The organism is Synechococcus sp. MIT S9509 (assembly GCF_047303035.1).
Lineage (GTDB): Bacteria > Cyanobacteriota > Cyanobacteriia > PCC-6307 > Cyanobiaceae > Synechococcus_C.
Genome location: NZ_CP138940.1, coordinates 1,504,335 through 1,526,947, shown reverse-complemented (window position 1 = coordinate 1,526,947; position 22,613 = coordinate 1,504,335). Strand labels below are relative to the sequence as shown.

Sequence of the window (22,613 nt, the reverse complement as noted above, 5' to 3'; positions counted from 1 at the left end):
ACATTCGCTGGTTTTCTCCGAACCAGCGGACATGAAGATCAGCTCAGAAATGCCTGCTGATGCCCAGTGGCGCAGGCTGTTGCCAAGCGATCTGAGCTAGTGGATTGAAAAGAAAATGAGGATTCTGCAGATAGGAACGATTGCAGTGCTTGCCCTAGTAACTGTTGTCGCGGTGGGGGTTAATCAAAGCAAACTGCCAAGGAGCGATCGACCAGCCGAAAGCAAGGGTCAACTGGAACGTCTGCGAGAGGAGCACCTTAAAGACGTTGTTCCATTGAGGAAATAATGGACAACGCCGTGCCTTGACGACACGAGCTGACTGCTCATGCCGATAGCGTGACGCAGATCTGCAAGAGGGACAAAAACGCTGTGCAGGATGCTGTGTCTAAGACGGTCCCAAAAAAGTGAGAGCTCTCCTACTGCTGACGTTGCTGCCGCTCTTGCCAGCAAATGCCGAACAACCAAACATCAAGTGCCCGGGGAACAACACCCCCGAAATGAGGTGGTGCGCCTCCAAAAAGCTGCAAGAGTCCAATTCAGCACTTGAGAAGAAACTTCCACGAGCGGTTCTGATGGAATGGCAAAGGGCAACCAAAGTCGTTTGCGCTGCTGCAAAAAAGCCTTACTTGCAAGGAACCATCTACCCGCAACTGGTTGTTGGTTGTGATGACCATCTCAACAGGGCTCTATTGAAAGAGTTCAAAGGTCTGGGCGACTGAGGCTTTGAGCACTGATTGAAGCCAATGCGCGTAGTCAATCTCTGGTCTTGCCCGAAGCTTTGTGGAAGTCATGGAGATCTCCGATTAAAGGCCAATGGTGTGAAGCAAGCCCTCGCCGCTGATCAGCTCCGTTGCGATCGCTGCAATGAAGCCGAGCATGGCCAGTCGACCGTTGAGCTTCTCTGCGCGCTCATGGAATCCCCAGCCGGCATCGGGTTCGGCGATTTCCATCGGTGGTTCCATGGCATAGACGTTGTCATGCCCTTCCAGATCGTGTGTGACCAGACCTGTGGGTGCTTGAAGTGTGGTTACTGTCATGGGTGTCTCCGAGTGGGACCTGCTTGGTCTATGCCCGCTGGATCACGCATGGAAGTGGGCCAACCGTCCCTGGAGGTTCGGTTTCAGGACCTTTTCTGACGGGTTCCACGGGAGCAGATTCACCGGCGGCTAACCCGGTTCTATCCAGGTGCTCAGACAGCAAAAACCCCGCATTGGGCGGGGCATGATTGGTGTGAGTTGTTTTGTCGGGAGATCGATAGCGACTCCTAAACGCCCCCTGCTTTTCCCTTTCGGGTCTTGTATGGCTCTCAGCCTCGCTTTCATGGCTTCAGGCTTCCCGACAATTAAAAGAACTCAGAATCTGAACTGGACTCCGATTCCAGGCTGCCGATAGCCATATCCATAGCGATATCCATAGGGGGCAATGACACGGGGGTAGCGGTTATAAACCCTGCGAGCACGACGCCAATCGCGGTTGTATGCCCTTTGATAATGATTAAAGTCCCGTATATCGCGACGAATCTGACGGCGGATTCTTCTCTCCTGATGATGATGATTAGCTTCTGCAGCAGGAGCTAATACACCAGTTGTGGCGCCAATCAGTCCAGCGCAGAGAACAGCTGTTGTGACTTTGTTGAACTTACGGAAGGTTGTCATGGTTTTAAGGAGTGAATGTTTGGGGGTGCTGCCCCCCTCGACTCCTTCAAGATCACAGCTCTTCTGGTGAGCCCCACTACACAGCTCTGGTGCAGAACCCACGAAGTTCTGGTGAGCTTCTGGTGAATGGCTCAGAACTGGCTGCCTGACTGGCATTAGCTCGCTCGGAAGCTATTTAGGCCAAGGCTCCAGGGCAATAAAACCCCGACCTTGGCGGGGCTGATTGGACTGAAGGGTTATCAGGAACAGAGATTCGAAGAGGTTTAAAGGTTTTATTGGTTCAAATAAGTAGAAGCATCAGCATTGCTGCAGCTTCCATTGAGTGACATTTTAATATTATATGTCTTGCTGCTTTTCAATATATTGCTCCCTCCGTTGCCTGATATTTTTCCTGGTGGATTGAACTTTAACTTCATCGTCACGAATCCACCGCTTTTGTCATTGGCGTTATACGTGATTTGTCCTTTGCTTGTTTCAACGCTGACAGCCTGGTCGCGATATGGTGCGAAAAGCTATCTTTGTTTTTAATAGGACTGTTTTTGCTATCAATCTTATAAACCTTTGTGTCACTCTCAGGGAATGAGTCAAGTGCGTCTGATGTTTCAGGGTCAATCACTTTTGTGAGCAATTTGGCATCACATTTCACATAAACAAAGTCACCAGCAACGACAGGGTTTGCGTAAAGGAAGAGGGCCCCAAGGAGTGGAAGATATTTCATGACTACAAGCTAGAAGCGTATCCGAACCACAACATATCCGTAATGCATCACAAGCGCCATCAGGTGGTTTTCCAAGTGCAGAATTCCCTAGCTTGGGGCACTCACAGAAATGCATGCAAAATCACGCGCTGTGGAGCATGGGTGGTTTGAGTTGTTTTGTCGGGAGATTGATCAGTACTACCAAACAGCCCTGCTTTTCCCTTCAAGGGTTTTGTATAGCTTTCTGCTACCTCACAATGGCTTCAGGCTTCTCCGCAGATGATCGGCGGCAAGCGACCTTGACCTTTTTCTCCCATTGATTGAGGGAAGACATCGTGCCAAGAGCTTTTTGAGCCATCTGCTGTTATGAATCGATAATTACATTATTGATAATCAGCGTCTGCTTTTAGCTGTGGACCGCCGAAAGCTTTGTCGATGAACATACGGTATGGCCAGTTGCCACCAAGTGGTTAAGCATAGTGAGTTTCATTATCTACGTCTGTTCCTTCATTAACCCAAACATTCCTGGCTTCAGCAGGAACTGGTATTAAAAATGAACGACCGATAAGAGCAGAGATAGTAGTAATATTTGAAAGTTTCATTTGTTAGTTGTGGATAGAGAAGGTCATCCCTCCGATGTATTCATAAGTGCTGAACTGACTAGAATCCACATCACCCATTCAGGTGATCTTGCAGGTCCCTAATACTCTCGTTGGGGTATCACTCAGCTTTTTCCCTTTAGCCATTGGTTACGGCGTTGTCTTGGGCTTGCCCATTGCGTCGTAGATCTGTCCTTTCCAGATTGTTCAGTAAGGCGTATTACGACGAGGAAATCGATCGTTCAGCTGCCTGTGCTGGTGTCAGGGCTTGCCCGTGATCCATCAGCAGGTCACGCAGTCTTTGGGCTTGCGAATAGATCAAGTGAAACCACTTGGACTGTGGGAGCCGGTGTGCGTCGAATTCAGGGTGCAGGATTAGCTCAATCCAAACAGGAGTAAGTCTGTTTGATTGCTCGAGGAGTGGATTTTGTTGATCTCTGCTTGGGTTGGATGAAATCCAAGCCCATCGCCTTGGCAAAGATTTGCAGCGGTTCCACCTGAGATCCAGATCGCGCCGTTGAGCATCTGAATCCAGGCTTGTGGATAGGCGAGTTCTGGAAGTTGGATGCTTTCGCCTTGGGCAAGCCGTAGGCGCCAGAGCTGAATCGGTCGCGCAATCGCCATGGCTTCGCTGTTGTTTGGATCCAGCACTGGGATCCATTCCTGATCGGTTAGGACAATCTTTCTTTGCTCATAGGCGGGATCGAGTCCTTGTTGGCTGGGTTCGATCCAGATCTGCAGCAACCGGCAGGGTTGGTCGCTTTGATTGATTTCGCTATGCATGATTCCGGTTCCGGCGCTCATGCGCTGCACATCTCCAGCCTGAATGACGCCATGGTTTCCGGCCGAATCCTGGTGTTGGAGTTCTCCCTCGATCATCACCGTGATGATCTCCATGTCGCGATGGGAATGCATGCCAAATCCACGACCGGCAGAAATCGTGTCGTCATTGATGACGCGTAGAGGCCCGAAGCTCATCCAGCTGGGATCGTGATGACCCGCGAAGGAAAAGCTATGCCATGACTCGAGCCAGTCAAGAACGCTGTGAAAGCGTTCCTGGGCTGGACGGAACACCAGTGCTGCATGTGCTGCTGTTGAGATGGCTTTCATCGCTGTGCTGGGTACAGGAGGCTGCATTGGTCGCTAGTGACATCACTCTGTGCGATGCAGTTTTTGTATTGCTGCGAGTTGTTGTGGGCCATAGCAGCAATTGCAGCGGCAGAGACCAGTGCCAACAGAGTGGCGACAGCGATGCCACCAGCCCAAGAGCCTTTGTTTTTGGCTGGTTTGTCCATAAATCAATTCCTCCGAGCACAACTTCACCCCGATTGATCGGGGACACATCACCCAAAAGAGCCAAAGTTGTCTTGTGGTGTCGGTCCAGGTGGTGAGCCCGTTTGACCTGGGTCAAAGATCGAAAACGGTTGGTTTGAGGGAATTTGATGATTTCTTGCTTCGGAGAGTGGAGCCAGCCAGAACAGAAGCAGCTGGATTGGCTCGATGGTTCCAGGCACTGATCCGCGGAACACAGGTGATCAAATCACCGTTGTGATCACAGCAGTTGGAGTCATTGGTGGTCTGGGCTGCTTGGCGGTGGTGATCGTTGGCGGCTTCATCACTGCAGATGCAGCCAGGGACGGGATCAAGCAAGTTCCCATTGAGTCACCGATACCGATCGAGGCTCCCCAATCTCCGTAACTGCTATTGCGCTGGTGTGAACGGGTTTGCTGATTTGTGGATTGCCGTTCACCAGCTGCCCGGTTTGATCCGGGTCATCGGGCTTTGGGCATGGATCGCGCTCAAAATCTCACTGCACTGGCAGCCATCGCAGTGACCAGAAATTCTGTGGGAGAGGCCCAGTGGCAAAAGATGGTCAACTCCAGGCGGGTTGCATACCTGTATCGGATCGTCGAATGCATGCTCACTGAAGAGGTCGCGAAGCTTCCAGACACCTATTCGCCGAACCCGGTTTAATCCGGGTGGTGAATCCCCATCACTGATTCCAACGGTGCCATTGGTGGGGCGCATGACTGATGACATAGTCCAATCCCTCGATTTGAGCGACCTCCTGAGGTCCCTGCTCGATCAACAGAGTTTTGGCATTCGTGACAGCACCAATGCCCAGCGTCAGGAAAAGGGCGTAGGTGAAGAGAGCCTTAACAGACATGGCTTTAAGGAGTGGCTGTTTGGGAGTGCTGTCTCCTCGACTCCTTCAAGCTCACAGCCCTTCTGGTGAACCCCACTGCACAGTCCTGGTGCAGAACCCACGAAGTTCTGGTGAGACTGTGGTGAATGGCTTAGAACTGGCTGCCTGGCATTAGCTCGCCCGGAAGCTATTGACGCCAAGGCTTCAGGACAGCAAAAACCCCGCACTGGGCGGGGCTGTTGGATGGAGTTGGCAGGTTGAGCTTTGAGCTGAATGAACAGAGGGTGGATCAGCCTTCAAGCTTGGCGGGCTCGGCCTCGCCTTCTCTCAGTTCAGCGTCGATGATCATCACTCCAGCAGGGTTGCCTGCAGCGAACCTGACGCGACCCAGCAGATAGGCGGCTTCGTGTTCGGAGATGCGCTGGCCGTCAACGACGGGATCGAGGAACACGGTGGTGCGCTTGTCGTCATCCTGTTCAGCGGTGCCGTAGAGCTGCAGCACCGAGGCGGTGACATCAGCTTCCATGCGGAAGACGTTGGCGATCACCTGCTCCACATCGGTCCACTGCTGACGCGGTGGCTCGATGGTGTCGAGCACAGGGCGTTGACCTCTGCTGATCAGATAGTCGGCGAATTTGGCGGCATGCTGCTCCTCTTGCTTGGCCTCATCACGCAGGTGCTCGGCAAAGCCGGTCAGCTCGCGTTCAGCGAACCAGATGGCAGCAGCGAAATAGTCAGCAGCTGACTGACGCTCAAGGTTGAGATGGGCTTCCATCAGATCGAGCAGTTCAGCGGACATGGGCTCGGCCATGGCGCGGCCTGCAGGACCGGTGGGGACAGTGATGGGGGCTTGGATTTGTGAAGCTGTCATGTCTCTTCCTCTGGGAGGGATGAATCAGTTCTACATCACAAAAGAGCGAAAGATAGGCGTAAAAACCGAACATTGGCGGATCAAAATACGCTCTTGAGAATCACATTCAAAAGCTGCAAATATGTTTTTGAGAATCACACTCAGCAGTGCAAATCTGCTGCTGAGAATCAGTTTCGACTGTGTGTGGGTTATTGAATGAAACCACGCAGCGCTAAGCCCCTTAGTCCGGTGACTGCGAGATCAAGCCCGGCCGCTGAAACGCATCTAGGGTCCGTGCCCATGGGGTAACACCCAATGCCTGCTCAGCAGTCCACCACCCAGGCCGATGCACGTTGCTGGGTGTGGTTCAAAGGTGGTCTCAATGAAGGTGCTCACTGGCGGGCTGGTTGGTAGGGGCACCATCGGTGCTCGGTGGTGTCCGGATCGAAAAAGCTGATTACGTGCCCTGTCGTGTCGCTGATTGGCGCGTCACCTTCCACGAACCGGCAGACATGAAGGCAGGCCCAGAGATACCTGCTGATGCGCAGTGGGGGGCTGGTGCCCGTCGATCCGAAGTAATCCCGATGGACTTCAAATCATTGAGGCACGGCTGATGAATTTTCTGAAAACCATCCTGAAAGCCATTGGGCTATTCCTGCTGATCGTCGTTCTGTGGTGCGGAAGCGTCTTGGGTGCGGTGTATTTGGTCGAACGGCATCGCATGCAGGATCAAGATTGCTGGAACGAAATGGCCTGGATGGGTGATATATCCAGGATCAATCCGAGTGAGATTGCATCATCAGCAAGGTACGTTTGATCTGACCCGGCTCGAACCGGTTGTCCGTCAAAGCTCTTCTCCATGACGACTTGAATCCTTGTTCTGATAAGCCGCCAACGCCAGCGAGCTGATGACTGTCAACAGTTCAATGACATGAGCCCAATCGCTGTCCCACCACATAGCTCTGCCTCAGAGTTGTTCTGTATCTATAAGAAGTCAGTGGCGCAGTTGTCACCAGAGGGGAGAACCGAATGAATTTTCTGAAAACGATGGGGCAATTCCTGCTCATCGTCGGTTTGTGGTGCGGCAGCGTCCTGGGTGTCCTGTACTTGATCGAACGGGATCGCATGCAGGAGTCAGGCTTGCTGGGAAGCCCTGAGCAATGTCAGAAAGCACCAAAGACTGCAGCACGTCGAGCAGTGAGACGACAGTGATCACTTCTGTTCCCAGAGCAGGCACAGCTGGGGGTTGGCGCCAACCGATCCACGGTGAGTCATTCCATTTTTTACAAGTGCATTCAGTGCCGCAACAAGCACGACGACTTGCCCGGTTCCCTTCCTCACCGGCAAGTCGTCGTGCGATCACTCGCGCTTTAAACGGTGTCGCATTGAGATGTTGGGCTTTCGGCGGATGTTCTTTGGTGTTGCTGCCGACCTGATTGCCGCACTCGTGGCCTTTGCAACCGTGGCAGTCCTCTTGCGTAAGGCGTCTTACGCCAGTTCAGCCATGGGGTTTGAAGCATCCCTCCACCGCTTTGACCCATGCCTGATATTCCTGGCTTTCCCGCTGTTCACGCTCTTCCTTGGTTTCGGGCGGTGTGATTTCTGCCTCTTCCACCCATTTCGGTTTCGCGAATCGATTCATTCGGCTATTCCTCTCAGCACAACTTCACCCCCCGGATTGATCCGGGACACATCACCCATCTGGGCTATTTCTGTCAGCCGAGCCTCAGTGAACTGCTGTCAGCAGGGTTCCATGCGAGAGGGCTTCGTGAGATTTCTAGGCTATGTATAAACGCACGCTAAGCCGTGCCTCGAGGGTCGGTCGTCCCCCTGTTGGAAGGCTTTCACGAGGCATAGAACAGAAGTGTTCCAACCCGGTATTGACCATGACAACAGATCTCATCCAGTGCAAATGCAACACCGGCTGTCAGTGCAGAGTCGAGCCTGCAAAAGCCGTGATGCGCGACGGCAAAGCCTTCTGCTGTGAGCCATGCGCCGATGGTCGTGGCTGTGGTTGCCGTTGATGGCCTGACTCCTCACAACACAAAGCCCTGCTCTTTGAGTGGGGCTCTTTTTTGCGCCGTCGATTTCTAAGCCTTCCGTTTCTTTCTGCCCCCCAGCGGAACCAGCCGCTGCTCCAGAGCCTCCAGTCGATCAGTCACGGATACCAGCGTGATAAATGAATAAAATTTCCAAAATGACATTATCTTCTTGATTTTTTGAGCCTACGCTGATCAGTCATCAGGCGCCATAAAAGCAATAAATGTTGCGGGAATAAATGTCAAAAATTCGATACCTAAAACTTGAGGCAGGAGCCACGTGACATTCGCAAATTTGAGTAGGCCGATCAGTAATCCCGCAGAGACAGCACCTCCAGGGATTGCTGCAAGTAGGGAGATTATGTATAGCCCTCCCATCAACTTGTGCAGATTAGTAACCTTGCGATCAGGCCTTTCTCTAGGGGCTTCAGTCATGCAGAGTTCCCTCAAGTCGACTGGTTTCGTAATTTGATGTTCAATGGAAAAGCAGAATCTCGCATCCCCCATTTGGGTGATCCAGGCTTGCTTATTTCTTTGACAAGCTGCTCAAAGTCAATGTCAGATTCTGCTTAAGTCTTGGCTAACGACATGGATGTCTCCGTTTAGAGGCAAATGCCAAGTACTGTCAAAAGTCCTTGATGCAGCAGTGCTTCGGTGCCCAAAAGAGCAATAAAGCCGAGCATCGCCAGCCTTCCATTCAGTAGTTCAGCTTTCGCCATGTGCTCACGGCGCATCTGAGCGGCGGCAAGGTTCTGCCAATAACGCTCATCAGCCAGAAGGGTTGCAGTTGTCATGGGTGTCTCCGATTGGGACCTGCTCGGTCTATGCCCGCTGGATCACGCATGGAAGAGGGTCAACCGTCCTTCGAGGTTCGGTTTCAGGACCTTTTCGGACGGCTTCTACGTGAGCAAATTCACCGGCGGCCAACCCGATTACTTCCTGGTGGTCCGACAGCAGAAACCCCGCATTGGGCGGGGCTAGCTGGGTATACCGAACTCAGAAAACATTGTTGTTCTGGGGCTCATTAAGTGTCATAGCTTCAAGGGGTCCAGTCCTCACCGGTTGATCCATTCCTGAAGGATCTGTGTCTGCTGCAGGTTTGATACCCCCAGCCCTGCATTGCAGTCAGTCTCGCCCGCCCTAGTGGCGATTGGCTGAAAAGCCGTGTTGTGATTGACGCCCCCTGATGGATTCGAACCATCGACCAACTGCCTATGAAGCAGTTGGTCTTTTCACGGCATCGGTTTCAACATCCAGCCGGTGAGCCTCATCGGTTTCAGCTGCTGAATGGTGTTTGGCCTGCAGGGCCTGCTGTTCACGCAGCCCAGTCCAGCGGCCACGCTGCAGCACCTCTGGTTCGACTTCGGCCCGCGCTGGTTTGCGCGGTCGCCTAGCCATCAGCCTTGTGCAGCAGTTCAACGTCGACTGAGAACTGCAGCCGTGCTGGTGGCATCGGCACCGAACTGAATCGGCGCGGTGCCATCACGACGACATGAGCCAACCGGCGACCACTCATCAGCTCTTTAAAGCCAGCGATCTCTCCTGAACGGCCATCCCATTCGTGGCCTTCAGAACGGAGCATCACCTGATCACCAACCTGGAACCCGAGTGCATCGGCTGCGCGTCTGTTGGCCTCACGGTGTTGTTCTGTTCGTTCGGCTGACGCCTTGCTGCTGGCGATCAATCGCTGCATGTCCGGATCGTTTTCGATCAGCCAATCCCGGAGCTTCTGCGCCCTGAGGGTGCGCTGCATTTCGCTCAGCATCAGTAATTCCTCAGGCCAGGTTTCATCGAGCCGATGCCGGCACCAAACACCTGCACCGCCAGGTATCGGGTGGCATCAGCGGCATGGTCCGGTCCCTCCAGGTCGGTCAGGTCATTGCGATGCACCGGGAGGATCGGCACCGTTTGCCACCAGTAATTGCAGCGCTCACTGACGAACAGCCCCGGCTGACCCTGTCCCGCATGACGGAACAACTTGCTGAGAACCTGCCAGCCATCAGCTCTGCGGCCCTTGCTCGAGGCCGTCCAGGCCAGACCAGCTGCGGCCAGTTCTGCAGCGATCGAACCGTGACGGGATCCGGTGCGGGCTCCTGCTGCTGCATCAATGATCCGCCGGCCCAGAGGGATCTGCTCAGCCCCCATATTCCAAGCCACGCACATCCGCCGGATCTTCGTCGTGACCGTGTGGGTGTCATCGACACCGGTGGCATGCTCCACATCAATCTGACCACTGAGGCCCTGGCGGGCAGTGTGAACCTCATCGAGCAGCAGCAGTGATCCGGCCTCGAGCTTCAGGCCGTAATCCATGACGATGTCTTCCTCGAGCTGAACCGCCAGGCCGCACCATGTTGGTGATGCACCACCTCCCCAGTCCATGGCCAGCCAGGCCTGAGAAGCGTTGACCTGTTCCCGAAGCTGACCGGTCCACGCATAACGGCTCGGGGCTGCCCAATGGCCGTCCGGCACACGTATGCGGGCTGCGTCGAGATTGGCGAAAAACCCGCCGCTGATCGCATCCCAGCGGCCATGAATTTCGGCCTGATCGATCGAGCGGTTGCCGTTGGCTCTGGCTTTCAGCAACTCGATGTAGTCATCACGCTGGTCGACGTTCAGCGCTGTGTTGTCGAACAGATTCGACCTCGAGACGATCCAGGGCCTGCCGCCCATCTCACGGCAGGGGAACACTGTTGGAGCACCGGCCGGAGCCTCCGAGAGAACCCTGGCCCACAGCGCTGAATGCCTGTTCCCAGGGTTGGCCGTCACGTAGGCCACCGGTGTGATGGTGGGATCAGCGCAACGCAGACCCGTCATGGTGCGCCGCACCAACTCCGGCGGAATCAAGCCGGCGTCATCCAGTCCCAACACCGTGTAATCCAGGCCCTGCGTTTTGGCCGCACTGGCCTCATCGCCCAGGTGACCAAGCCGCAGCTCACCACCAGTGGGGAACTGCCAGCAGCGTTCAGCACGTTTGTATGTGGCGGCGCTTCCATAGATGGCACCGATCAGGTCGCGGATCAGTTCTGAGATCTTCAGCAGGCCAGCCAGATCAGACCTGAGCAGCAACCCTCTGAATGCCGCACCGTGTCCTCCCTGCTGCACCGGCGCCGATGCCCTGATCAGCAGCAGGGCCAGCAGCCACGATTTGCCGGAGTAACGACCGCCGGCCAGCAGCACGCTCGAGGTAACTGGCAACCTGAGAATTTCTGACTGCCACGGAAGCGGTGCTGGCAGTTGCGGTGTTGTTTGTTTCTTGCTCAATCGGTGATCTGATGCAGGTGATTGGTGTTGCACCTACTGATCCTTGAGGACGCGGGAGAATGGGGCATAGGCAGTGATGCAATGACTGAAGGGTTTAATTCCTGGAAAGACATCCCCGTTCCAGAATCCGATGGGCTGCGGATTGATGAGATCAAAAAGCCGCAATTTGCTAAGCAATACCAGACCACTGAAGCGGATACAGAACAGCCACAACCTGCACCTGCATCAGCCCAGAAAATGCAGCGTGTGATTGATGTTGAGGAGCCACGCCAGCTGCCGGCGTTCAACACTGATCTGACCACAATCATTCGGAAGAGACCTGACCCGAAGCTGCTGGCGCCCGGGGAAGAACTCCAAACATTGCCCGCGATTAAAAAAACCAAACGCAAGAAGCGCAAGAAAACCAAAGACTGAAATGGGGTGGAAGGGTTTCCCTCCTCGGGGCGCCGCCCCTTGAAGTTCTTGCTCTTTGAATCCTTCTCCCAGCACCGCCGGTTGAAAGTTCGGGTGAAACCCTCCCCTCTATATGGTCCTTTGGCTGGCAAGGTTTAAACACGCGGGCCAACAGGAATGCCTGCCTGTCTGAGCACTTCCCGTTTGCGCAATTCCTTGTTTTCAGCGCCACCGCGAACGACTGGATTGCCATGTGCAGCGATTGATTCGCGGATCTGCTGACGTGCTTTTTCGTTGGCATCACGCTTGGCGGCTGTTGGTCCTCCTGCCACTGCCGAACTGACAGCCTGATGGTGGTGGCCCGTGATGGTGCCAGTGCCACCAGATCATCAATGGGGCCTGCTTCTAATAGCTGACGACCCAATGCCACGCTGGGCTCTGCTTCTGCATTGCTGAGCAGATCCAGCAGCACTTCAGGAAACTGAACCTCATCGTCATTGATGCCAAGTGCATCAGCGACCTTGGGCAATTCCTTCAGCAGCTGTTGCCGCATTCCGATCGATTCTTCCAACCGGCGGATCAGCTGTGATTTTGAAGTTGGCAGTTTCTGCTGACCTTTGCTGATCATCCAGCGGCGGGCCTGGAGCCATGCCGGCACATCAGCAGCGTGAGATTTTTCCTCCCGAACAGCAGCCTGCTCCTGCAGTGCCTCGATCTGCCGGGTCATTTCGTTGATCTCTTCAATCTGTTGTCGTCTGGATGAAGTCAAACCGTTTGGATGTGGTGCTTAGGTTGTTTTTACCCACTCCCTCCAAATTGCCTTCAGCAACAACCAGATCATTCGCGTTCACGATCCAGGATCGAGCTGGATGGGAGCAACAGGCCAGAGCACTCAGCCCCGAGGTGTCTGCAGAAGCCCGGCAGGCATTAGATGCCGGGCTGCTCATCGCAGTGGTGCAGCTCAGCCAACAGGGGCCGGCCACGTTGGATGCACCGGGGCAAACAATGCGGATCAACTGTGATCGGCATGAGGTCAGCGACGCAGGAGAGCTGACACTGTTCAGCGGCAGTGGTTTGGCGTTGGCGGTGTTTGCCCGGAGCCAGTGGCGATCAGTGGTGTTCGAGCGACCGGAGGGGCTGCACTGCACCGGCGGGCATTGGTGACACCGGACCCACCAGCCAGCCGAGATCCCTCAGCTCATCCTCCAGAGCGGGATCGAGCAGATGACGATGCAGTTCCAGAAACCGCTGGCACTCGTCGTTCCCGGAACAGGATCGAACCAGCCATGAGGCAATGGCCTGTCTGGGATTGGGCTGCTTCAGCCGACGACGGAAGGCCCCGGCCCGTTCAATGCAAGGCCTGGAGCAGTAGCGGGCCTGACGTTCGGGGAAGAATGGTTTCCCGCAGCAGTCGCAGCAGATTGGTTTCGTTGGGGGGCGCTCCCAGGAGAGACGGTCACGGCGGCGGCGTTGCCTCTGTGCAGCGGCAGCCCTGACGCTGGTGGCGGTCCTGATGGGCATGTGTGACGAGTTAGGTGTGTAGCCACGGCGGATTTAACGGCCGAAAGTGAGCTGTAGCAAGCGTTTTCGGCGTGACGGCTAGGTGTGTGGCGATGCCGGGAATCTGGCTCCAGGAATGGTGGTCATCAGAAACCCGACCCACCTCGTTCAGATGGGACGACCCGATTTCTGCAGGAATGGTCCCCCCGGAACGTCCGGGCCCACTTTGATCAGAGAAAGCCGCTTCAAACCAGAGCGAGACACCCCAAAAATTGTCAAGTTGCATTTCTGGCAGGAATTGCAGCAGCTGAGTTGATCAACTAGACGCAAATAACAAGGTTAATTAATCCTTACCCGCGGGCAGCTTGCAGCAAAAGGGCGGCAAATGAAATCGGATAATTTAAAAATAGAGGTTGAATCCCCTGGAAAAATATGATATAACGCAAGAGGGCAGCGGATAATTTTGAAAAGAATTTGAAGTCCCGTAACAAATATCTCTAGGAGAAAAAAAGATCGAACTTACTATCGAATGGAAGGATTTGAGGGTTTGCCTCAAAATCCCCATTCAACTAATCCTAAAATGGATTACCACTCTACCTATGATTATGGGTGTTTTTCATCATTATTATTAGGCACGGATAACTGGTCTCTACCTGTCTTTTTTTTGGGGGGGGGTTTCTACTAGTTTGTCAAGTTGAAATGTTGGCAATAGATGCGGCAAGCGCACTAATCGCCAGCTTGAATGGTAGCACCAACTTGCCCAGCTGTCAACCCCTGACTGATCAGAATTGCTTATGAATTGCATCAGCTTGGCTTATACATAAGCCCTGCTCTTTGTTGGACTAAATATAGCTCACTCTGCATCGGTTCACTATCGAAAACCGTAGAAACTCAGCCCATCCCATAAAACGCACCTAGCGTCCATACCCATGGGGTGACACCCACCTGCCTAGCAGGACACCATAAAAATCTGGAGCAAGCCATTGCCAGAAGAAAACAACGCCGAGAATCGCAATCAAGCCAGTGACAAGGATTCCTATAAATATAAGACTTTTGATGTAGCGCAAGAGATAAAAGGCTTGATGACAGGATAACTGCAGTATTGCGTGAAGGAAAGACATTAGCGGGCCGAAAAAACGAATTAGAAAATCTATCGCCAAAAGAATATCTATCGCCATTAGGAGAAATCTCAAAAACGCTTGCATCTATACGAAGATCCCCTATTCTTCTATCACGAGAACAAAAAGATTACTTAAAGCTTTCAAGCGAAGATAAGGAAGAAAAGATACGCGATCTAACCGAAAAAATAAAACAAAATCGGGATTATTTTTTAACCTTAACAGATCAATGTACTCGTCTTCATATCATAATTGATGAAAGAAAAGGTAGAAGACTTAGCATCTTGATTGCAATTTATGCAGCTTACATATCAGTGGTTGGAGTTTACACGCAGGCGTATTTCTCTAGGAGAGCTGATCAGCGCGAAGAGAGAAAAGAGCAGTTGGAGCTTCTACAGCTAGGCCAACAACAACAGTCACAACAACAACAACAGGAATCTTTAACCCCGCCTGCTCAGCAGCCAGCTAAAAAGAATTCAGAATCTTTAGCTGAGTAACACCCAATGCCTGCTCAGCAGTCCACCACTCAGGCCAATGCACGTTGCTGGGTGTGGTTCAAAGTTGGCCTCAATGAGGGCGCTCACTGGCGTGCTGGCTGGTACGGCGCACCATCGGTGCTCGGTGGGATCAGGATCGAAAAAGCTGATTAAGTGCCGTGCAGGGTTGCCGATTGGCGGGTGACGTTCCGGGAGCCAGTCGATCCAAAGGTGGGGCCTGAGATGCCTGCTGATGCCGACTGGGGCAGGTTGTCTCCAACAGATCCACGCTGACCCTGTTTGATCCGAGTGGCCGGGATCAATCAATGAGGCATGGCTTGTTTTTGCTCGGGTAGAGGTTCCACAAGGTCGAATCACATTTGACCAATGCAATGAAACCAACGAGCACCGCCAAAGCGGCTAGTGCAGAGGGGATCAGCAGAAGAGTTGCAGTGCGTTGCTTCATCAATCTCCAGCGATCAAAGTCAGACCCGAGGATTCTCTCCCGGTTGATCCGGGTGGACTTCAAATCGTTGAGGAACGGCTGATGAATTTTCTGAAAACCATGGGGCAATTCCTGCTCATCGTTGGTTTGTGGTGCGGCAGCGTCCTGGGTGTCCTGTACTTGATCGAACGCGATCGCATGCGGGAGACAAGCTTGCTGGGAAGCCCTGAGGAATGTCAGGGAGCATCTGCACGACGAGCAATGCCACGGGCCGTGAGACGACAGTGATCACCAGTGCAGGGTGTTGTTCTCATCCCAGTGATCGTCGTGCCATTTCCGCAGCTGCTTGCTATCCCTCTGCAGTCGTTCAGCCAGCATCACGATCCGAGGCTTCAGCTCGTCGCGACGGGTACGAGGCAGCGCCGTCAGCATCTCCTGCAGCAGTTCATCCCAGCGGCTGCGCACCGTGCTCTGTATGGTCTCCCAACCCTCAAGCCTGAAATAACAATCGCGTTCGTCGGCTTCAAAATCACGTTGATTGAGATCCCCAGACCGGCGTTTCTTTCGCAGTGTCTGCAGCTCCTCCTCGATGTTGTCGATCCCTTTCTGGGCTTCGGCTTCAAGCCATTGCAGACGGCCCAGCTCGACGATCGGATCCCTTGAAAGGTTTCGCCAAACTTCCGTGGCCCTGGATTCAAGAGCGGCGATGGACTTTCGAGCACGGCGGAAATCAATGCCTTGCCTGAGTGACCGGAATCGCAGCTTGACCGGCAGGTCAGCCTGCCGGGGGAGCTCGACCCACCAAGCGGCTTCCTGTTCAGTGCCATTGGGCCGCCCGGTGAAAGCAGGCAGAAAGTCCCAGCTGCTGCAGTACCAACCAACCCAGCGCTCTGTCAGCAGCGGAGCCGACAGCTCTCCGAGTGCAATCAGGGTCAGCGTCCGCATCCCCACCAGGTGCTCACCCAGCTCCACATCAACAGTCGTCCAACCGGTGTCGGTCTGCCGGTGGGTGCGCCACTGCCAGCGCTGATATTCCTTGCCGCGAGCCTTCTTTGTGACCAGCCGGAGACTGCCTGGCTGACGGTGTCTGGTGGCCGTGGATCGGGGCATTCAGCCAGTCTAGCCAGTGTTGTACCCCACGGAATTACGTTATTCAGCTCAGATGCCTTCTGAGAGGCCCCTGGCTGCCCCTTTAGCAGGCCTCAAAACAGGGGGTATCCCACTAAGCCCCAGCAAACCCAGTCCTCACAGGCGATTTCTAGGTCTTCGGTTTCTTCCTGCCCTCGAGCCGTTCCAGCCGCTGTTCTGCGCCTAGACATTTCACGCGCTTGGGGGATGTGATGCACTCCAATTCCATCGATACTTGAAAAAGAGAGAGCTTGATCTACATACATGGCAGGGCCGCTTCAAGTTGGGAGGTTGCCGGAACGCATTTGCCCCGAGTGTGAACAGCCTTTTCTCCCAAAGAGAACAGATACCATTTATTGCTCCCAAGCCTGTTATATCCAAAAAGTCCAGCGTGAAAATAGAGCGGCAACTGCAGCAAGGCTCCAAATCATTAAATGCGTGATTTGTAAAGAGCCCTTCAAACAAAAGAGGTCTAATCAAGAATGCTGCTCAAAAGAATGCAACGACAAGAAACAGAAGAAGAAAAAAAGCGATGCCAGGAGAGCAGAATTAGACGCTGAGATTCGAATATGCAAAAACAGGACCTGCAATAAGGAATTCACTCCAAGCCGAGAGAACCAGGTTTACTGTTCTTTTGAATGCGCTCAGACAGCTGGTAAACGAGACTATAAAGAGCGCAATACAGAGCTAACAAGGCAAAGAGAAAACAAGCGTCTCCAGAAAAAATATGCAACGGACGAGTCTTATAGAGAAAGCCGAAAAGCTAGAAGTAATGCATATTTTCATGCTCTTACTCCTGCGGAAAAAACCGAGAGAAGTAGGAAAAATCGAGCATCAAGAGACCCTGATGAACTCAAAAAATATCATCGCGAATATTTTCGGGATCGCTCAGAGGAGGATATAAACTTCAGGCTTATCAATAATCTTAGAAATCGTACTGCGTCTGCCATCAAGGATGGTAAAGGCATTAAACAGTAGAAGACAGAGGATTTGCTGGGATGCACTATTGGCGAAGCGCGAAATCATATTGAAAGTCAGTTTGATGATGACATGAACTGGGACAACTGGGGCATAAGCGGATGGCACTTGGATCACATACGCCCTTGCATTTCATTTGATATGGAAGATCAAAGGCAGCAATTTGTATGCTTTAACTATAGAAATCTAATGCCCCTATGGGGCGATGAAAATCTCAGCAAGAACGACACTTATGAGCCTGAGGATGAAGTTGAATGGGCTTCTCTAATGAGAGAGCTTGGATTTGAAGGAGATCTTTTCCTTCGATTTGAGGAGGGGAACGGTGGCCTTCTGTGAATCACAAGCCGGATCATGCCGCTACCTCAGCTCTGGCCAGCATGCGCCTGATGGTGCTGATCGTTTTGCCGGTGGCTTTGCTGATCGCTCCATAGCTCTTGCCCTCTGATCGCAGCTGCAGCACCAAACCCTGCTCATCATCGGACCACTTCCGCTTCGGACCAAACGGCACTCCCTTGGCCCTGGCCTCCCTGATGCCTTCCTGGGTTCGCTCCCAGATCAGCTCGCGTTCGATCTCGGCAGCAGCAGCCAAAATCCCGACCACCATCTTTGCCATCTTCCCCAGGCCCTTCGTATCCACCCGCTTGTCGAGGGTGCGGACGTGAATGCCCTGATCTAGCAACTCAGCAACACGGGAGACGCAGTCCTCCATGGACCTGCCCAGGCGGTCGAGCTTGGCGACAACCAACACATCTCCGGGTGAGCATGCGGCGATTGCAGCCTGCAGCTCCACTCGCTTGGCATAGGGAGCAGCGCCGCTGATGTGTTCGGAGAACAGCTGATCAACGCCGGCATCGGTCAACGCCTGCCGCTGAAGGGTCAGATCCTGGCCGGTGGTCGAACACCGGGCGTAACCAATCGTGCTTGCCATATCAACATTGTGGCACCCACTTACGGCACAAGCAGATCCGAGTGTTGACGGTTTGCTGAATGGCATGCCGCAAGTGTTGACTAACGGCACAGCGGATCAGCTGGCCTCGACCTTCACCTCAACAGGCTCCACCGGCAGCTGCTGCTGTTCACCACCACCGGTGAGCTGTTGGAACGCTGCCAGGTTGAACGTCGGCCCCGTCTGCACCACAGCCTCCGGCTGAGCCTCCAGGACACGGGCGCAACGACTGGCGCTGAGGCTCTGGATCGCCAGCAGTGATCGAACTTCGTCGGTGCGGCCCTGGGCGCGAGCTGCTGCTAACTCCTGCCGAACATCACCATGAGCCGTCATCAATAACTCCATGGCCAGGCCTGATCGTTCCTGAGGTGTCATCCCCGCAGCAGGTTGTTCAGCTGCTGCTCTTCTCACCATTCGAGAAGCGACTGATGCGCTAATTCCAAGTTGTTCGCCGATATCAACCAATCGAACACCTGAGCAATAAAGCTGAAATGCTTGGTTTTTTCGTTCAGCGGCTCTTCGCCTTGCTTGCAATCCAGCGGGCATGGATTTGACGATGTTTGACCCCATTCTCGGCATGGCAAACAGTGTTGAGAGGGGGTGTCAGCTGTCAGTCGAGATTCCTTAATAAAGGGTGGGGGTATGGCAGCTGTTTTTGTGCCAACCCCCCCCCCACGGATTTTTTTATGTGTTTTTGACTGACACTACTGACAGTTTGCTGAAAGCGGTTGCCCTGCAACGTGTTTAGGGGTGTCGGTGAAGGTGTCGGCGAGGTGTCAGGTGTCAGCCGGGTGACTGTTTTGAGGTGTCAGCCAAGTGTCAGCCGAAATGGTGGGATCAGGGCCTAATGGCGGATCCTTTTGTAGACCTCAGGACGGCTGTCAGGGATTCCGCGAAGGCCCCTAACGGAGATCTTTTTTTCTGAACGTTCAAAACCGAGTTGATTTAGAGCTTTAACAATGGCTGATCGATCTCGGCCATTTTTATGAAATTCAGTCCAGCCTGGGATTGAATTGCAGATTGTCGGGATATTCACCTCTGTCAAACCTTCGACGTAAGGCTCTAGAGCCTCAATGAAGGAATTTTCAGGACTGTAATTTTGAGCGGTTTGATTAAGGAGATCTAACTCGGCGTGTTCATACCAATAGCGGGTGCTGTTTTTGAACTCGTTGAGCGCACGAAGCCAGATTGAGTCACGGTTGGCTTTGACCCAGTCAATATCAACGACTTTGGTCGCAGTGAAGCAAGGGAATCGTCGATTGCCGGTGGGGTCTTTGATGAAGTCCCGCCGGTTGGTGGTTCCAACAATGCCGCACTGACGAGGGAATGAATCTGGCTTTCTGCCGTAGGGGGCCTGAAATGATCTTCCTTTCTGGAGAGAAAGCTTTTTAGTTCTTCTGCAGCGGTCCTTCCGAACACATGATCAATCTCCGACCATTCGTGGATCCATGCACGATGAAGGATCATCTGATCCTCTTTGACCTGTTTGAGCGATCCGAGGCTGTCGCTGAACCGTTCGCCACCCAGGACTGACCAAAACTCCGACTTCTTAAGTCCTTGCTCACGAGAGTGAATCTCTAGAGCAGTGTCAAACTTGCAGCCAGGGTCCATTACGCGAGCCACCAGGCCAATTAGCTGCCGCTGCAAAAACAAATTTGCGTTGACATCATTAGAGCCAAAAATCGTATGTGCGATTAATTGCCAGTCATCATCATCCAATGGCGAACATTTTGAAGAAAGGCCATTGAGATAATCACGGACGGGGTGATACTTATCCTTGATTGCAGCATATAAAAGAGCATCAAGAGCCCTTTCTTTGCTGAGTTCAACCTGATGATCCTCACCAACACGCATGTAAAAAGTCGTGCAATCGGCTGAGTCAAGGCCCTTGCCATCTATTTCGATGTCTTGGGTAAGTTCATTGAATCTTGGGCGGTAGGCCTTCTCGAAAAACTTGCGCAATCGATCGATACGGGTTTCCGCAACGTGTCGCCATTTTTCGGGCCGAGGATTTCATCAATGGTCAGCTCATCAATGGTCTTCCCCTCTGGGATTGGTGGCGTCCGCTTTCGTTTCGGCTGAGATTGATCTGAAAGGCTGAGGTCATAACCGTGCTGGCCTGCGAACCACCAGAACGAACCGGCGCTCATTTGTGAATGGTCAAAACCAGCGACCTGATCAACATCACGCCATTCAGGACTGTGATCACGAAACAGATTGATGGCTTCTGCTGGATCGCACCCGATCTCTTTCAGAGCACACTGAAGGCCCCAGAGAGCATTTCGATATTGGAAAAAGGCTCCCGTCCCGGGTACCCGTGGCGGGATGCAATCGAGTGCTTTGCGGATCTCATCAAAAGACCGAGGCTCGAAGTCGGAATTTGAACTGGGCTGGCTGCGAATCTCTTCGCTCTGATGAATTGCTGCCTTACTGGGCAACAGCTGATCCATCTGTTCAGCAGTGATCCGTGTCTCTGAGGTGTGGATGATCTGGGTCATCCGGTTGCGCTGTTTGGTCTGTTTGTCGAAGTGCCAGCAGCCGGGAAGTCTCATGCACTGTGAGGGGTTTGTCAGCGTTGGATCCGAATCGGCATGAGCGATCAGGCGTTTTTGGAGATTGCGGAAGGTGCCTGGATCGATCGGATTTTCAAAAACCCAATAGTTGTGAACCGACTTGCCGCCCGATTCGATCTGGATCGTGGGCTCAGGCAGATCGAGATGCTTCCAGGCAGTGGTCTGCCATTCGATCGGCTTGTCATCCCATTCGCAGAACAGGGCAACACATTCAGTGATCTCTTGGTCGGTGTCGCCGCCAGGATTCACGACGACGTAAACACCTTGTTTCAGATCCCTCTGCCAACGAAGGGCCTCGTCACTGTTGAGATCGTGTTTCCTCGGCGTGCCGGTCGGAGCAAATGTCCTCATCCGAACCGTCTGCCGATCACGCCCGAGGCGATTGAGAAACTCAACCACCTGCTCACCATCGAGCCGCAATTCATCTTCAGGCTGACTGAAGGGGCGTGGCTTGGGAATTGATTGAGTCACAACCAGACCTCCCACCAAGGCGCTTCGGCTTGATCTGCTCGAATCAGCAGCTGGTCAACTCTTCGGGAAGCCTGCTGATTGAACTTTGGAAACCAGTCATCGACGATTGCCGCTGCATCTGCTCTGGCGCACTTCGATGAGGTCTGTGTAAATTTGGTCCATTCCATAGCTGTTCATTGGGCAGTTGTGAATGTCACAGGGATCCAGCCGTTTGCTTGGCGGCGTGGCTGAATCCCCTTGCGATCAGATTTCGCCGTGTAGTAGCTGCAGATCAAATTCACCAGAAGCGTGAAATACGATCTGCCGCAGTGCAGCTGCGTGAGAACGCAAGCCATGAACACGGCGATAGTTCTCTAGAAAAATCTTGGTACCCGGCCGAAATTTGACCGTGATTTGTTCCCTCTCCACGCTTTGATCAGTGATCGTGGGGATAGTCATTTTTCGATAGTGATGGTGCAAAAGTGGGCTTAAAAAAATTCTATGGAGGCCAGAATTTTCCTAATTCCGCTCATCCGCGCCAGGGGCGCCCTGCGCTTCCCCATGAGTCAAACTTCATAGGGCATGGAAATAGCTAGCCAGCGGATTAATTAGCCATTCCAATGCAAATAGCCGCCCCGCGGTGATTAATCAGATGGCGACTATTGCCTGAAGAGCTAATTCCTCAATTCTCGGATCACCCAATCAGCTCCATGTTCAAGAGCGAAAGCCTGAGTAGCTGAAAGCCAAGCGTTGCGAGTTAGCTCGAGATCCCAAACCACCTGGGTGCTGGTTGGAGATTTTCGGACATAGTGAACACCGAACTTGAAGATCTTGCGATCAGGGTGAATCGACTTGTCGTTGTAGAGATCACGACGACGATGCAAGGTCTTGGGGTCAAGGACACCAAGCTGCTGCATCACATCGCGAGTGGATGCTGTGAAAGCCATTAGTCGTCAACAGGACCTAGTCCTGCTCAGGCCATCCGTATTGATTGGCGATCAGCTTCAGAACCCGGTCAATAAAGCGGTGGGTCACCCCTTCTTTCCCATCCCGGATGATCTCTTCACGCTGCTGGCGAAGGATGCCTGCAGCGATTGGATCAAGCCTCACCATTTCCTGCATCACAGCCTGGGGAGGTTTGTGAGCGTGAATGTCAGGCCCTGCTGGCAGAACACCGTCGTCTCGCCAACGCCAGGCAAGCTCCAGTGCGTAACTGAGAGAGATTCCTGAGGGAGGACAAAAATGTTCCAACCCCTGTAGAGGGGGTCTTCTTCGAGGAGGAGAAATCAGCTGAGTGGACAACCGAATTTCTACGAATAGTGTTCGCACTCAGGAAGCAGGGATCGCCTACAACTCCGT

General features: G+C 53.3%; 36 protein-coding genes and 1 pseudogene. 15 read left to right on the top strand and 22 right to left on the bottom strand.

The features are described from left to right. Positions 1-428 precede the first annotated feature (428 nt). Positions 429-719, top strand: a complete 291-nt coding sequence (locus SIB73_RS08920) for a DUF1311 domain-containing protein (protein ID WP_413405818.1) — start codon at positions 429-431, stop codon at positions 717-719. A gap of 84 nt (positions 720-803) precedes the next feature. Here the strand turns inward: SIB73_RS08920 and SIB73_RS08915 are convergent, their stop codons facing one another. From SIB73_RS08915 to SIB73_RS08900, 4 genes are all read right to left on the bottom strand, one after another. Then, a complete protein-coding gene (locus tag SIB73_RS08915) occupies positions 804-1,037 on the bottom strand; it encodes a chlorophyll a/b-binding protein (RefSeq protein WP_413405820.1) in 234 nt (77 codons plus the stop codon). A gap of 315 nt (positions 1,038-1,352) precedes the next feature. Continuing rightward, the gene (locus tag SIB73_RS08910; protein ID WP_413405822.1) at positions 1,353-1,655 is read right to left on the bottom strand and encodes a hypothetical protein; all 303 of its coding nucleotides are present in this window, start codon (positions 1,653-1,655) and stop codon (positions 1,353-1,355) included. A 418-nt stretch (positions 1,656-2,073) separates the two neighbouring features. Next, complete coding sequence (locus SIB73_RS08905; RefSeq protein ID WP_413405824.1) at positions 2,074-2,373, bottom strand: hypothetical protein; 300 nt, start codon at positions 2,371-2,373, stop codon at positions 2,074-2,076. A gap of 953 nt (positions 2,374-3,326) precedes the next feature. Next, positions 3,327-4,088 carry a pirin family protein gene (locus SIB73_RS08900; RefSeq protein ID WP_413405826.1) on the bottom strand — a complete coding sequence of 254 codons (762 nt, stop codon included), beginning with the start codon at positions 4,086-4,088 and terminating at the stop codon, positions 3,327-3,329. Positions 4,089-4,451: 363 nt separating this feature from the next. On the opposite strand from SIB73_RS08900, the gene SIB73_RS08895 reads away from it, so the two are divergent. Together SIB73_RS08895 and SIB73_RS08890 are read left to right on the top strand one after the other, a co-directional pair. Further along, positions 4,452-4,649, top strand: coding sequence for a hypothetical protein (locus SIB73_RS08895; protein WP_413405828.1), 198 nt, complete (start codon positions 4,452-4,454; stop codon positions 4,647-4,649). Between the two features lie 90 nt (positions 4,650-4,739). After that, the gene (locus SIB73_RS08890) at positions 4,740-4,925 is read left to right on the top strand and encodes a hypothetical protein (protein ID WP_413405831.1); all 186 of its coding nucleotides are present in this window, start codon (positions 4,740-4,742) and stop codon (positions 4,923-4,925) included. A gap of 19 nt (positions 4,926-4,944) precedes the next feature. Here SIB73_RS08890 and SIB73_RS08885 read toward each other — a convergent pair whose 3' ends face one another. Both SIB73_RS08885 and SIB73_RS08880 read right to left on the bottom strand, forming a co-directional pair. Then, entirely contained in the window at positions 4,945-5,118 is a 174-nt protein-coding gene (locus tag SIB73_RS08885; protein ID WP_413405833.1) for a hypothetical protein, read from the bottom strand. Between the two features lie 268 nt (positions 5,119-5,386). Continuing rightward, entirely contained in the window at positions 5,387-5,968 is a 582-nt protein-coding gene (locus SIB73_RS08880; protein WP_413405835.1) for a ferritin, read from the bottom strand. 386 nt (positions 5,969-6,354) lie between these two features. Between SIB73_RS08880 and SIB73_RS08875 the strand changes: the two genes are divergently transcribed. The 3 genes from SIB73_RS08875 (at position 6,355) to SIB73_RS08865 (ending at position 7,159) form a co-directional block, all read left to right on the top strand. Further along, on the top strand, positions 6,355-6,561 hold the full coding sequence (locus SIB73_RS08875) for a hypothetical protein (RefSeq protein WP_413439573.1): 207 nt from the start codon (positions 6,355-6,357) through the stop codon (positions 6,559-6,561). Next, positions 6,561-6,764 carry a hypothetical protein gene (locus SIB73_RS08870; RefSeq protein WP_413405837.1) on the top strand — a complete coding sequence of 68 codons (204 nt, stop codon included), beginning with the start codon at positions 6,561-6,563 and terminating at the stop codon, positions 6,762-6,764. Before SIB73_RS08875 ends, SIB73_RS08870 begins: the two co-directional genes overlap by 1 nt. Positions 6,765-6,976: 212 nt before the next feature. After that, positions 6,977-7,159 carry a hypothetical protein gene (locus tag SIB73_RS08865; protein WP_413405839.1) on the top strand — a complete coding sequence of 61 codons (183 nt, stop codon included), beginning with the start codon at positions 6,977-6,979 and terminating at the stop codon, positions 7,157-7,159. A 286-nt stretch (positions 7,160-7,445) separates the two neighbouring features. On the opposite strand, the gene SIB73_RS08860 is transcribed toward SIB73_RS08865, so the two are convergent. The 3 genes from SIB73_RS08860 to SIB73_RS08850 all read right to left on the bottom strand — a co-directional run bounded on the left by SIB73_RS08860 (position 7,446) and on the right by SIB73_RS08850 (position 8,780). Beyond that, positions 7,446-7,589, bottom strand: coding sequence for a hypothetical protein (locus SIB73_RS08860; RefSeq protein WP_413405841.1), 144 nt, complete (start codon positions 7,587-7,589; stop codon positions 7,446-7,448). Between the two features lie 592 nt (positions 7,590-8,181). Continuing rightward, positions 8,182-8,421: a hypothetical protein gene (locus tag SIB73_RS08855; RefSeq protein ID WP_413405844.1), complete on the bottom strand. Its 240-nt coding sequence runs from the start codon at positions 8,419-8,421 to the stop codon at positions 8,182-8,184. Positions 8,422-8,588: 167 nt separating this feature from the next. Continuing rightward, the gene (locus SIB73_RS08850) at positions 8,589-8,780 is read right to left on the bottom strand and encodes a chlorophyll a/b-binding protein (protein WP_413405846.1); all 192 of its coding nucleotides are present in this window, start codon (positions 8,778-8,780) and stop codon (positions 8,589-8,591) included. Here SIB73_RS08850 and SIB73_RS08845 point away from each other — a divergent pair. Continuing rightward, complete coding sequence (locus tag SIB73_RS08845) at positions 8,779-8,967, top strand: hypothetical protein (RefSeq protein WP_413405847.1); 189 nt, start codon at positions 8,779-8,781, stop codon at positions 8,965-8,967. The two genes, SIB73_RS08850 and SIB73_RS08845, sit on opposite strands and share 2 nt — an antisense overlap. A 231-nt stretch (positions 8,968-9,198) precedes the next feature. Here SIB73_RS08845 and SIB73_RS08840 read toward each other — a convergent pair whose 3' ends face one another. The 3 genes from SIB73_RS08840 to SIB73_RS08830 are packed head-to-tail and all read right to left on the bottom strand — an operon-like array spanning position 9,199 to position 11,181. Further along, positions 9,199-9,384 carry a hypothetical protein gene (locus SIB73_RS08840; RefSeq protein WP_413405849.1) on the bottom strand — a complete coding sequence of 62 codons (186 nt, stop codon included), beginning with the start codon at positions 9,382-9,384 and terminating at the stop codon, positions 9,199-9,201. Next, a complete protein-coding gene (locus SIB73_RS08835) occupies positions 9,377-9,751 on the bottom strand; it encodes a hypothetical protein (protein WP_413405851.1) in 375 nt (124 codons plus the stop codon). The genes SIB73_RS08840 and SIB73_RS08835 overlap by 8 nt, the downstream gene beginning before the upstream one ends. Next, on the bottom strand, positions 9,751-11,181 hold the full coding sequence (locus SIB73_RS08830; protein ID WP_413405852.1) for a hypothetical protein: 1,431 nt from the start codon (positions 11,179-11,181) through the stop codon (positions 9,751-9,753). The genes SIB73_RS08835 and SIB73_RS08830 overlap by 1 nt, the downstream gene beginning before the upstream one ends. Positions 11,182-11,271: 90 nt before the next feature. On the opposite strand from SIB73_RS08830, the gene SIB73_RS08825 reads away from it, so the two are divergent. After that, on the top strand, positions 11,272-11,661 hold the full coding sequence (locus SIB73_RS08825) for a hypothetical protein (protein ID WP_413405854.1): 390 nt from the start codon (positions 11,272-11,274) through the stop codon (positions 11,659-11,661). On the opposite strand, the gene SIB73_RS08820 is transcribed toward SIB73_RS08825, so the two are convergent. After that, positions 11,618-12,367, bottom strand: coding sequence for a hypothetical protein (locus tag SIB73_RS08820; protein ID WP_413439572.1), 750 nt, complete (start codon positions 12,365-12,367; stop codon positions 11,618-11,620). The two genes, SIB73_RS08825 and SIB73_RS08820, sit on opposite strands and share 44 nt — an antisense overlap. A 32-nt stretch (positions 12,368-12,399) precedes the next feature. On the opposite strand from SIB73_RS08820, the gene SIB73_RS08815 reads away from it, so the two are divergent. Next, positions 12,400-12,804: a hypothetical protein gene (locus SIB73_RS08815; protein ID WP_413405858.1), complete on the top strand. Its 405-nt coding sequence runs from the start codon at positions 12,400-12,402 to the stop codon at positions 12,802-12,804. Here the strand turns inward: SIB73_RS08815 and SIB73_RS08810 are convergent. Continuing rightward, complete coding sequence (locus tag SIB73_RS08810) at positions 12,751-13,161, bottom strand: hypothetical protein (RefSeq protein WP_413405860.1); 411 nt, start codon at positions 13,159-13,161, stop codon at positions 12,751-12,753. The two genes, SIB73_RS08815 and SIB73_RS08810, sit on opposite strands and share 54 nt — an antisense overlap. Before the next feature lie 1,081 nt (positions 13,162-14,242). On the opposite strand from SIB73_RS08810, the gene SIB73_RS08805 reads away from it, so the two are divergent. Next, the gene (locus SIB73_RS08805) at positions 14,243-14,755 is read left to right on the top strand and encodes a hypothetical protein (protein ID WP_413405862.1); all 513 of its coding nucleotides are present in this window, start codon (positions 14,243-14,245) and stop codon (positions 14,753-14,755) included. 6 nt (positions 14,756-14,761) lie between these two features. Then, positions 14,762-14,908 carry a hypothetical protein gene (locus SIB73_RS08800; RefSeq protein WP_413405864.1) on the top strand — a complete coding sequence of 49 codons (147 nt, stop codon included), beginning with the start codon at positions 14,762-14,764 and terminating at the stop codon, positions 14,906-14,908. On the opposite strand, the gene SIB73_RS08795 is transcribed toward SIB73_RS08800, so the two are convergent. Beyond that, positions 14,905-15,057: a hypothetical protein gene (locus SIB73_RS08795; RefSeq protein ID WP_413405866.1), complete on the bottom strand. Its 153-nt coding sequence runs from the start codon at positions 15,055-15,057 to the stop codon at positions 14,905-14,907. The genes SIB73_RS08800 and SIB73_RS08795 overlap by 4 nt on opposite strands. 134 nt (positions 15,058-15,191) lie before the next feature. On the opposite strand from SIB73_RS08795, the gene SIB73_RS08790 reads away from it, so the two are divergent. Further along, the gene (locus SIB73_RS08790) at positions 15,192-15,467 is read left to right on the top strand and encodes a hypothetical protein (protein ID WP_413439571.1); all 276 of its coding nucleotides are present in this window, start codon (positions 15,192-15,194) and stop codon (positions 15,465-15,467) included. Here the strand turns inward: SIB73_RS08790 and SIB73_RS08785 are convergent, their stop codons facing one another. Beyond that, positions 15,468-16,289, bottom strand: coding sequence for a hypothetical protein (locus SIB73_RS08785; RefSeq protein WP_413405872.1), 822 nt, complete (start codon positions 16,287-16,289; stop codon positions 15,468-15,470). 282 nt (positions 16,290-16,571) lie between these two features. Between SIB73_RS08785 and SIB73_RS08780 the strand changes: the two genes are divergently transcribed. Continuing rightward, positions 16,572-17,285, top strand: coding sequence for a hypothetical protein (locus tag SIB73_RS08780; protein WP_413405874.1), 714 nt, complete (start codon positions 16,572-16,574; stop codon positions 17,283-17,285). Between the two features lie 12 nt (positions 17,286-17,297). Continuing rightward, positions 17,298-17,621 carry a hypothetical protein gene (locus SIB73_RS08775; protein WP_413405875.1) on the top strand — a complete coding sequence of 108 codons (324 nt, stop codon included), beginning with the start codon at positions 17,298-17,300 and terminating at the stop codon, positions 17,619-17,621. A 13-nt stretch (positions 17,622-17,634) separates the two neighbouring features. Here SIB73_RS08775 and SIB73_RS08770 read toward each other — a convergent pair whose 3' ends face one another. From SIB73_RS08770 to SIB73_RS08755, 4 genes and pseudogenes are all read right to left on the bottom strand, one after another. Beyond that, positions 17,635-18,213, bottom strand: a complete 579-nt coding sequence (locus SIB73_RS08770; protein WP_413405877.1) for a recombinase family protein — start codon at positions 18,211-18,213, stop codon at positions 17,635-17,637. A gap of 96 nt (positions 18,214-18,309) precedes the next feature. Continuing rightward, positions 18,310-18,606 carry a hypothetical protein gene (locus tag SIB73_RS08765; protein ID WP_413405879.1) on the bottom strand — a complete coding sequence of 99 codons (297 nt, stop codon included), beginning with the start codon at positions 18,604-18,606 and terminating at the stop codon, positions 18,310-18,312. Between the two features lie 469 nt (positions 18,607-19,075). Beyond that, a pseudogene (locus SIB73_RS08760) lies at positions 19,076-20,085 on the bottom strand (VapE domain-containing protein). 41 nt (positions 20,086-20,126) lie between these two features. Next, positions 20,127-20,729: a hypothetical protein gene (locus SIB73_RS08755; protein ID WP_413405881.1), complete on the bottom strand. Its 603-nt coding sequence runs from the start codon at positions 20,727-20,729 to the stop codon at positions 20,127-20,129. A gap of 93 nt (positions 20,730-20,822) precedes the next feature. Here SIB73_RS08755 and SIB73_RS08750 point away from each other — a divergent pair, with 93 nt between their 5' ends. Then, entirely contained in the window at positions 20,823-21,266 is a 444-nt protein-coding gene (locus SIB73_RS08750; protein ID WP_413405882.1) for a hypothetical protein, read from the top strand. Positions 21,267-21,928: 662 nt separating this feature from the next. Here SIB73_RS08750 and SIB73_RS08745 read toward each other — a convergent pair. Continuing rightward, positions 21,929-22,201 carry a hypothetical protein gene (locus tag SIB73_RS08745; RefSeq protein ID WP_413405884.1) on the bottom strand — a complete coding sequence of 91 codons (273 nt, stop codon included), beginning with the start codon at positions 22,199-22,201 and terminating at the stop codon, positions 21,929-21,931. A 16-nt stretch (positions 22,202-22,217) separates the two neighbouring features. Continuing rightward, on the bottom strand, positions 22,218-22,505 hold the full coding sequence (locus SIB73_RS08740; protein WP_413405886.1) for a hypothetical protein: 288 nt from the start codon (positions 22,503-22,505) through the stop codon (positions 22,218-22,220). Positions 22,506-22,613 lie beyond the last annotated feature (108 nt).

Excerpts from the sequence above, each read along its gene's own strand:
- SIB73_RS08915 (WP_413405820.1), bottom strand. The coding sequence starts at position 1,037 with ATGACAGTAACCACACTTCAAGCACCCACAGGTCTGGTCACACACGAT.
- SIB73_RS08910 (WP_413405822.1), bottom strand. The coding sequence starts at position 1,655 with ATGACAACCTTCCGTAAGTTCAACAAAGTCACAACAGCTGTTCTCTGC.
- SIB73_RS08905 (WP_413405824.1), bottom strand. The coding sequence starts at position 2,373 with ATGAAATATCTTCCACTCCTTGGGGCCCTCTTCCTTTACGCAAACCCT.
- SIB73_RS08900 (WP_413405826.1), bottom strand. The coding sequence starts at position 4,088 with ATGCAGCCTCCTGTACCCAGCACAGCGATGAAAGCCATCTCAACAGCA.
- SIB73_RS08895 (WP_413405828.1), top strand. The coding sequence starts at position 4,452 with ATGGTTCCAGGCACTGATCCGCGGAACACAGGTGATCAAATCACCGTT.
- SIB73_RS08890 (WP_413405831.1), top strand. The coding sequence starts at position 4,740 with ATGGATCGCGCTCAAAATCTCACTGCACTGGCAGCCATCGCAGTGACC.
- SIB73_RS08885 (WP_413405833.1), bottom strand. The coding sequence starts at position 5,118 with ATGTCTGTTAAGGCTCTCTTCACCTACGCCCTTTTCCTGACGCTGGGC.
- SIB73_RS08880 (WP_413405835.1), bottom strand. The coding sequence starts at position 5,968 with ATGACAGCTTCACAAATCCAAGCCCCCATCACTGTCCCCACCGGTCCT.
- SIB73_RS08870 (WP_413405837.1), top strand. The coding sequence starts at position 6,561 with ATGAATTTTCTGAAAACCATCCTGAAAGCCATTGGGCTATTCCTGCTG.
- SIB73_RS08865 (WP_413405839.1), top strand. The coding sequence starts at position 6,977 with ATGAATTTTCTGAAAACGATGGGGCAATTCCTGCTCATCGTCGGTTTG.
- SIB73_RS08860 (WP_413405841.1), bottom strand. The coding sequence starts at position 7,589 with ATGAATCGATTCGCGAAACCGAAATGGGTGGAAGAGGCAGAAATCACA.
- SIB73_RS08855 (WP_413405844.1), bottom strand. The coding sequence starts at position 8,421 with ATGACTGAAGCCCCTAGAGAAAGGCCTGATCGCAAGGTTACTAATCTG.
- SIB73_RS08845 (WP_413405847.1), top strand. The coding sequence starts at position 8,779 with ATGGGTGTCTCCGATTGGGACCTGCTCGGTCTATGCCCGCTGGATCAC.
- SIB73_RS08850 (WP_413405846.1), bottom strand. The coding sequence starts at position 8,780 with ATGACAACTGCAACCCTTCTGGCTGATGAGCGTTATTGGCAGAACCTT.
- SIB73_RS08840 (WP_413405849.1), bottom strand. The coding sequence starts at position 9,384 with ATGGCTAGGCGACCGCGCAAACCAGCGCGGGCCGAAGTCGAACCAGAG.
- SIB73_RS08835 (WP_413405851.1), bottom strand. The coding sequence starts at position 9,751 with ATGCTGAGCGAAATGCAGCGCACCCTCAGGGCGCAGAAGCTCCGGGAT.
- SIB73_RS08820 (WP_413439572.1), bottom strand. The coding sequence starts at position 12,367 with ATGACCCGGCAGATCGAGGCACTGCAGGAGCAGGCTGCTGTTCGGGAG.
- SIB73_RS08815 (WP_413405858.1), top strand. The coding sequence starts at position 12,400 with ATGAAGTCAAACCGTTTGGATGTGGTGCTTAGGTTGTTTTTACCCACT.
- SIB73_RS08810 (WP_413405860.1), bottom strand. The coding sequence starts at position 13,161 with ATGCCCATCAGGACCGCCACCAGCGTCAGGGCTGCCGCTGCACAGAGG.
- SIB73_RS08800 (WP_413405864.1), top strand. The coding sequence starts at position 14,762 with ATGCCTGCTCAGCAGTCCACCACTCAGGCCAATGCACGTTGCTGGGTG.
- SIB73_RS08785 (WP_413405872.1), bottom strand. The coding sequence starts at position 16,289 with ATGCCCCGATCCACGGCCACCAGACACCGTCAGCCAGGCAGTCTCCGG.
- SIB73_RS08780 (WP_413405874.1), top strand. The coding sequence starts at position 16,572 with ATGGCAGGGCCGCTTCAAGTTGGGAGGTTGCCGGAACGCATTTGCCCC.
- SIB73_RS08770 (WP_413405877.1), bottom strand. The coding sequence starts at position 18,213 with ATGGCAAGCACGATTGGTTACGCCCGGTGTTCGACCACCGGCCAGGAT.
- SIB73_RS08765 (WP_413405879.1), bottom strand. The coding sequence starts at position 18,606 with ATGACACCTCAGGAACGATCAGGCCTGGCCATGGAGTTATTGATGACG.
- SIB73_RS08755 (WP_413405881.1), bottom strand. The coding sequence starts at position 20,729 with ATGACCCAGATCATCCACACCTCAGAGACACGGATCACTGCTGAACAG.
- SIB73_RS08750 (WP_413405882.1), top strand. The coding sequence starts at position 20,823 with ATGAGCGATCAGGCGTTTTTGGAGATTGCGGAAGGTGCCTGGATCGAT.
- SIB73_RS08745 (WP_413405884.1), bottom strand. The coding sequence starts at position 22,201 with ATGGCTTTCACAGCATCCACTCGCGATGTGATGCAGCAGCTTGGTGTC.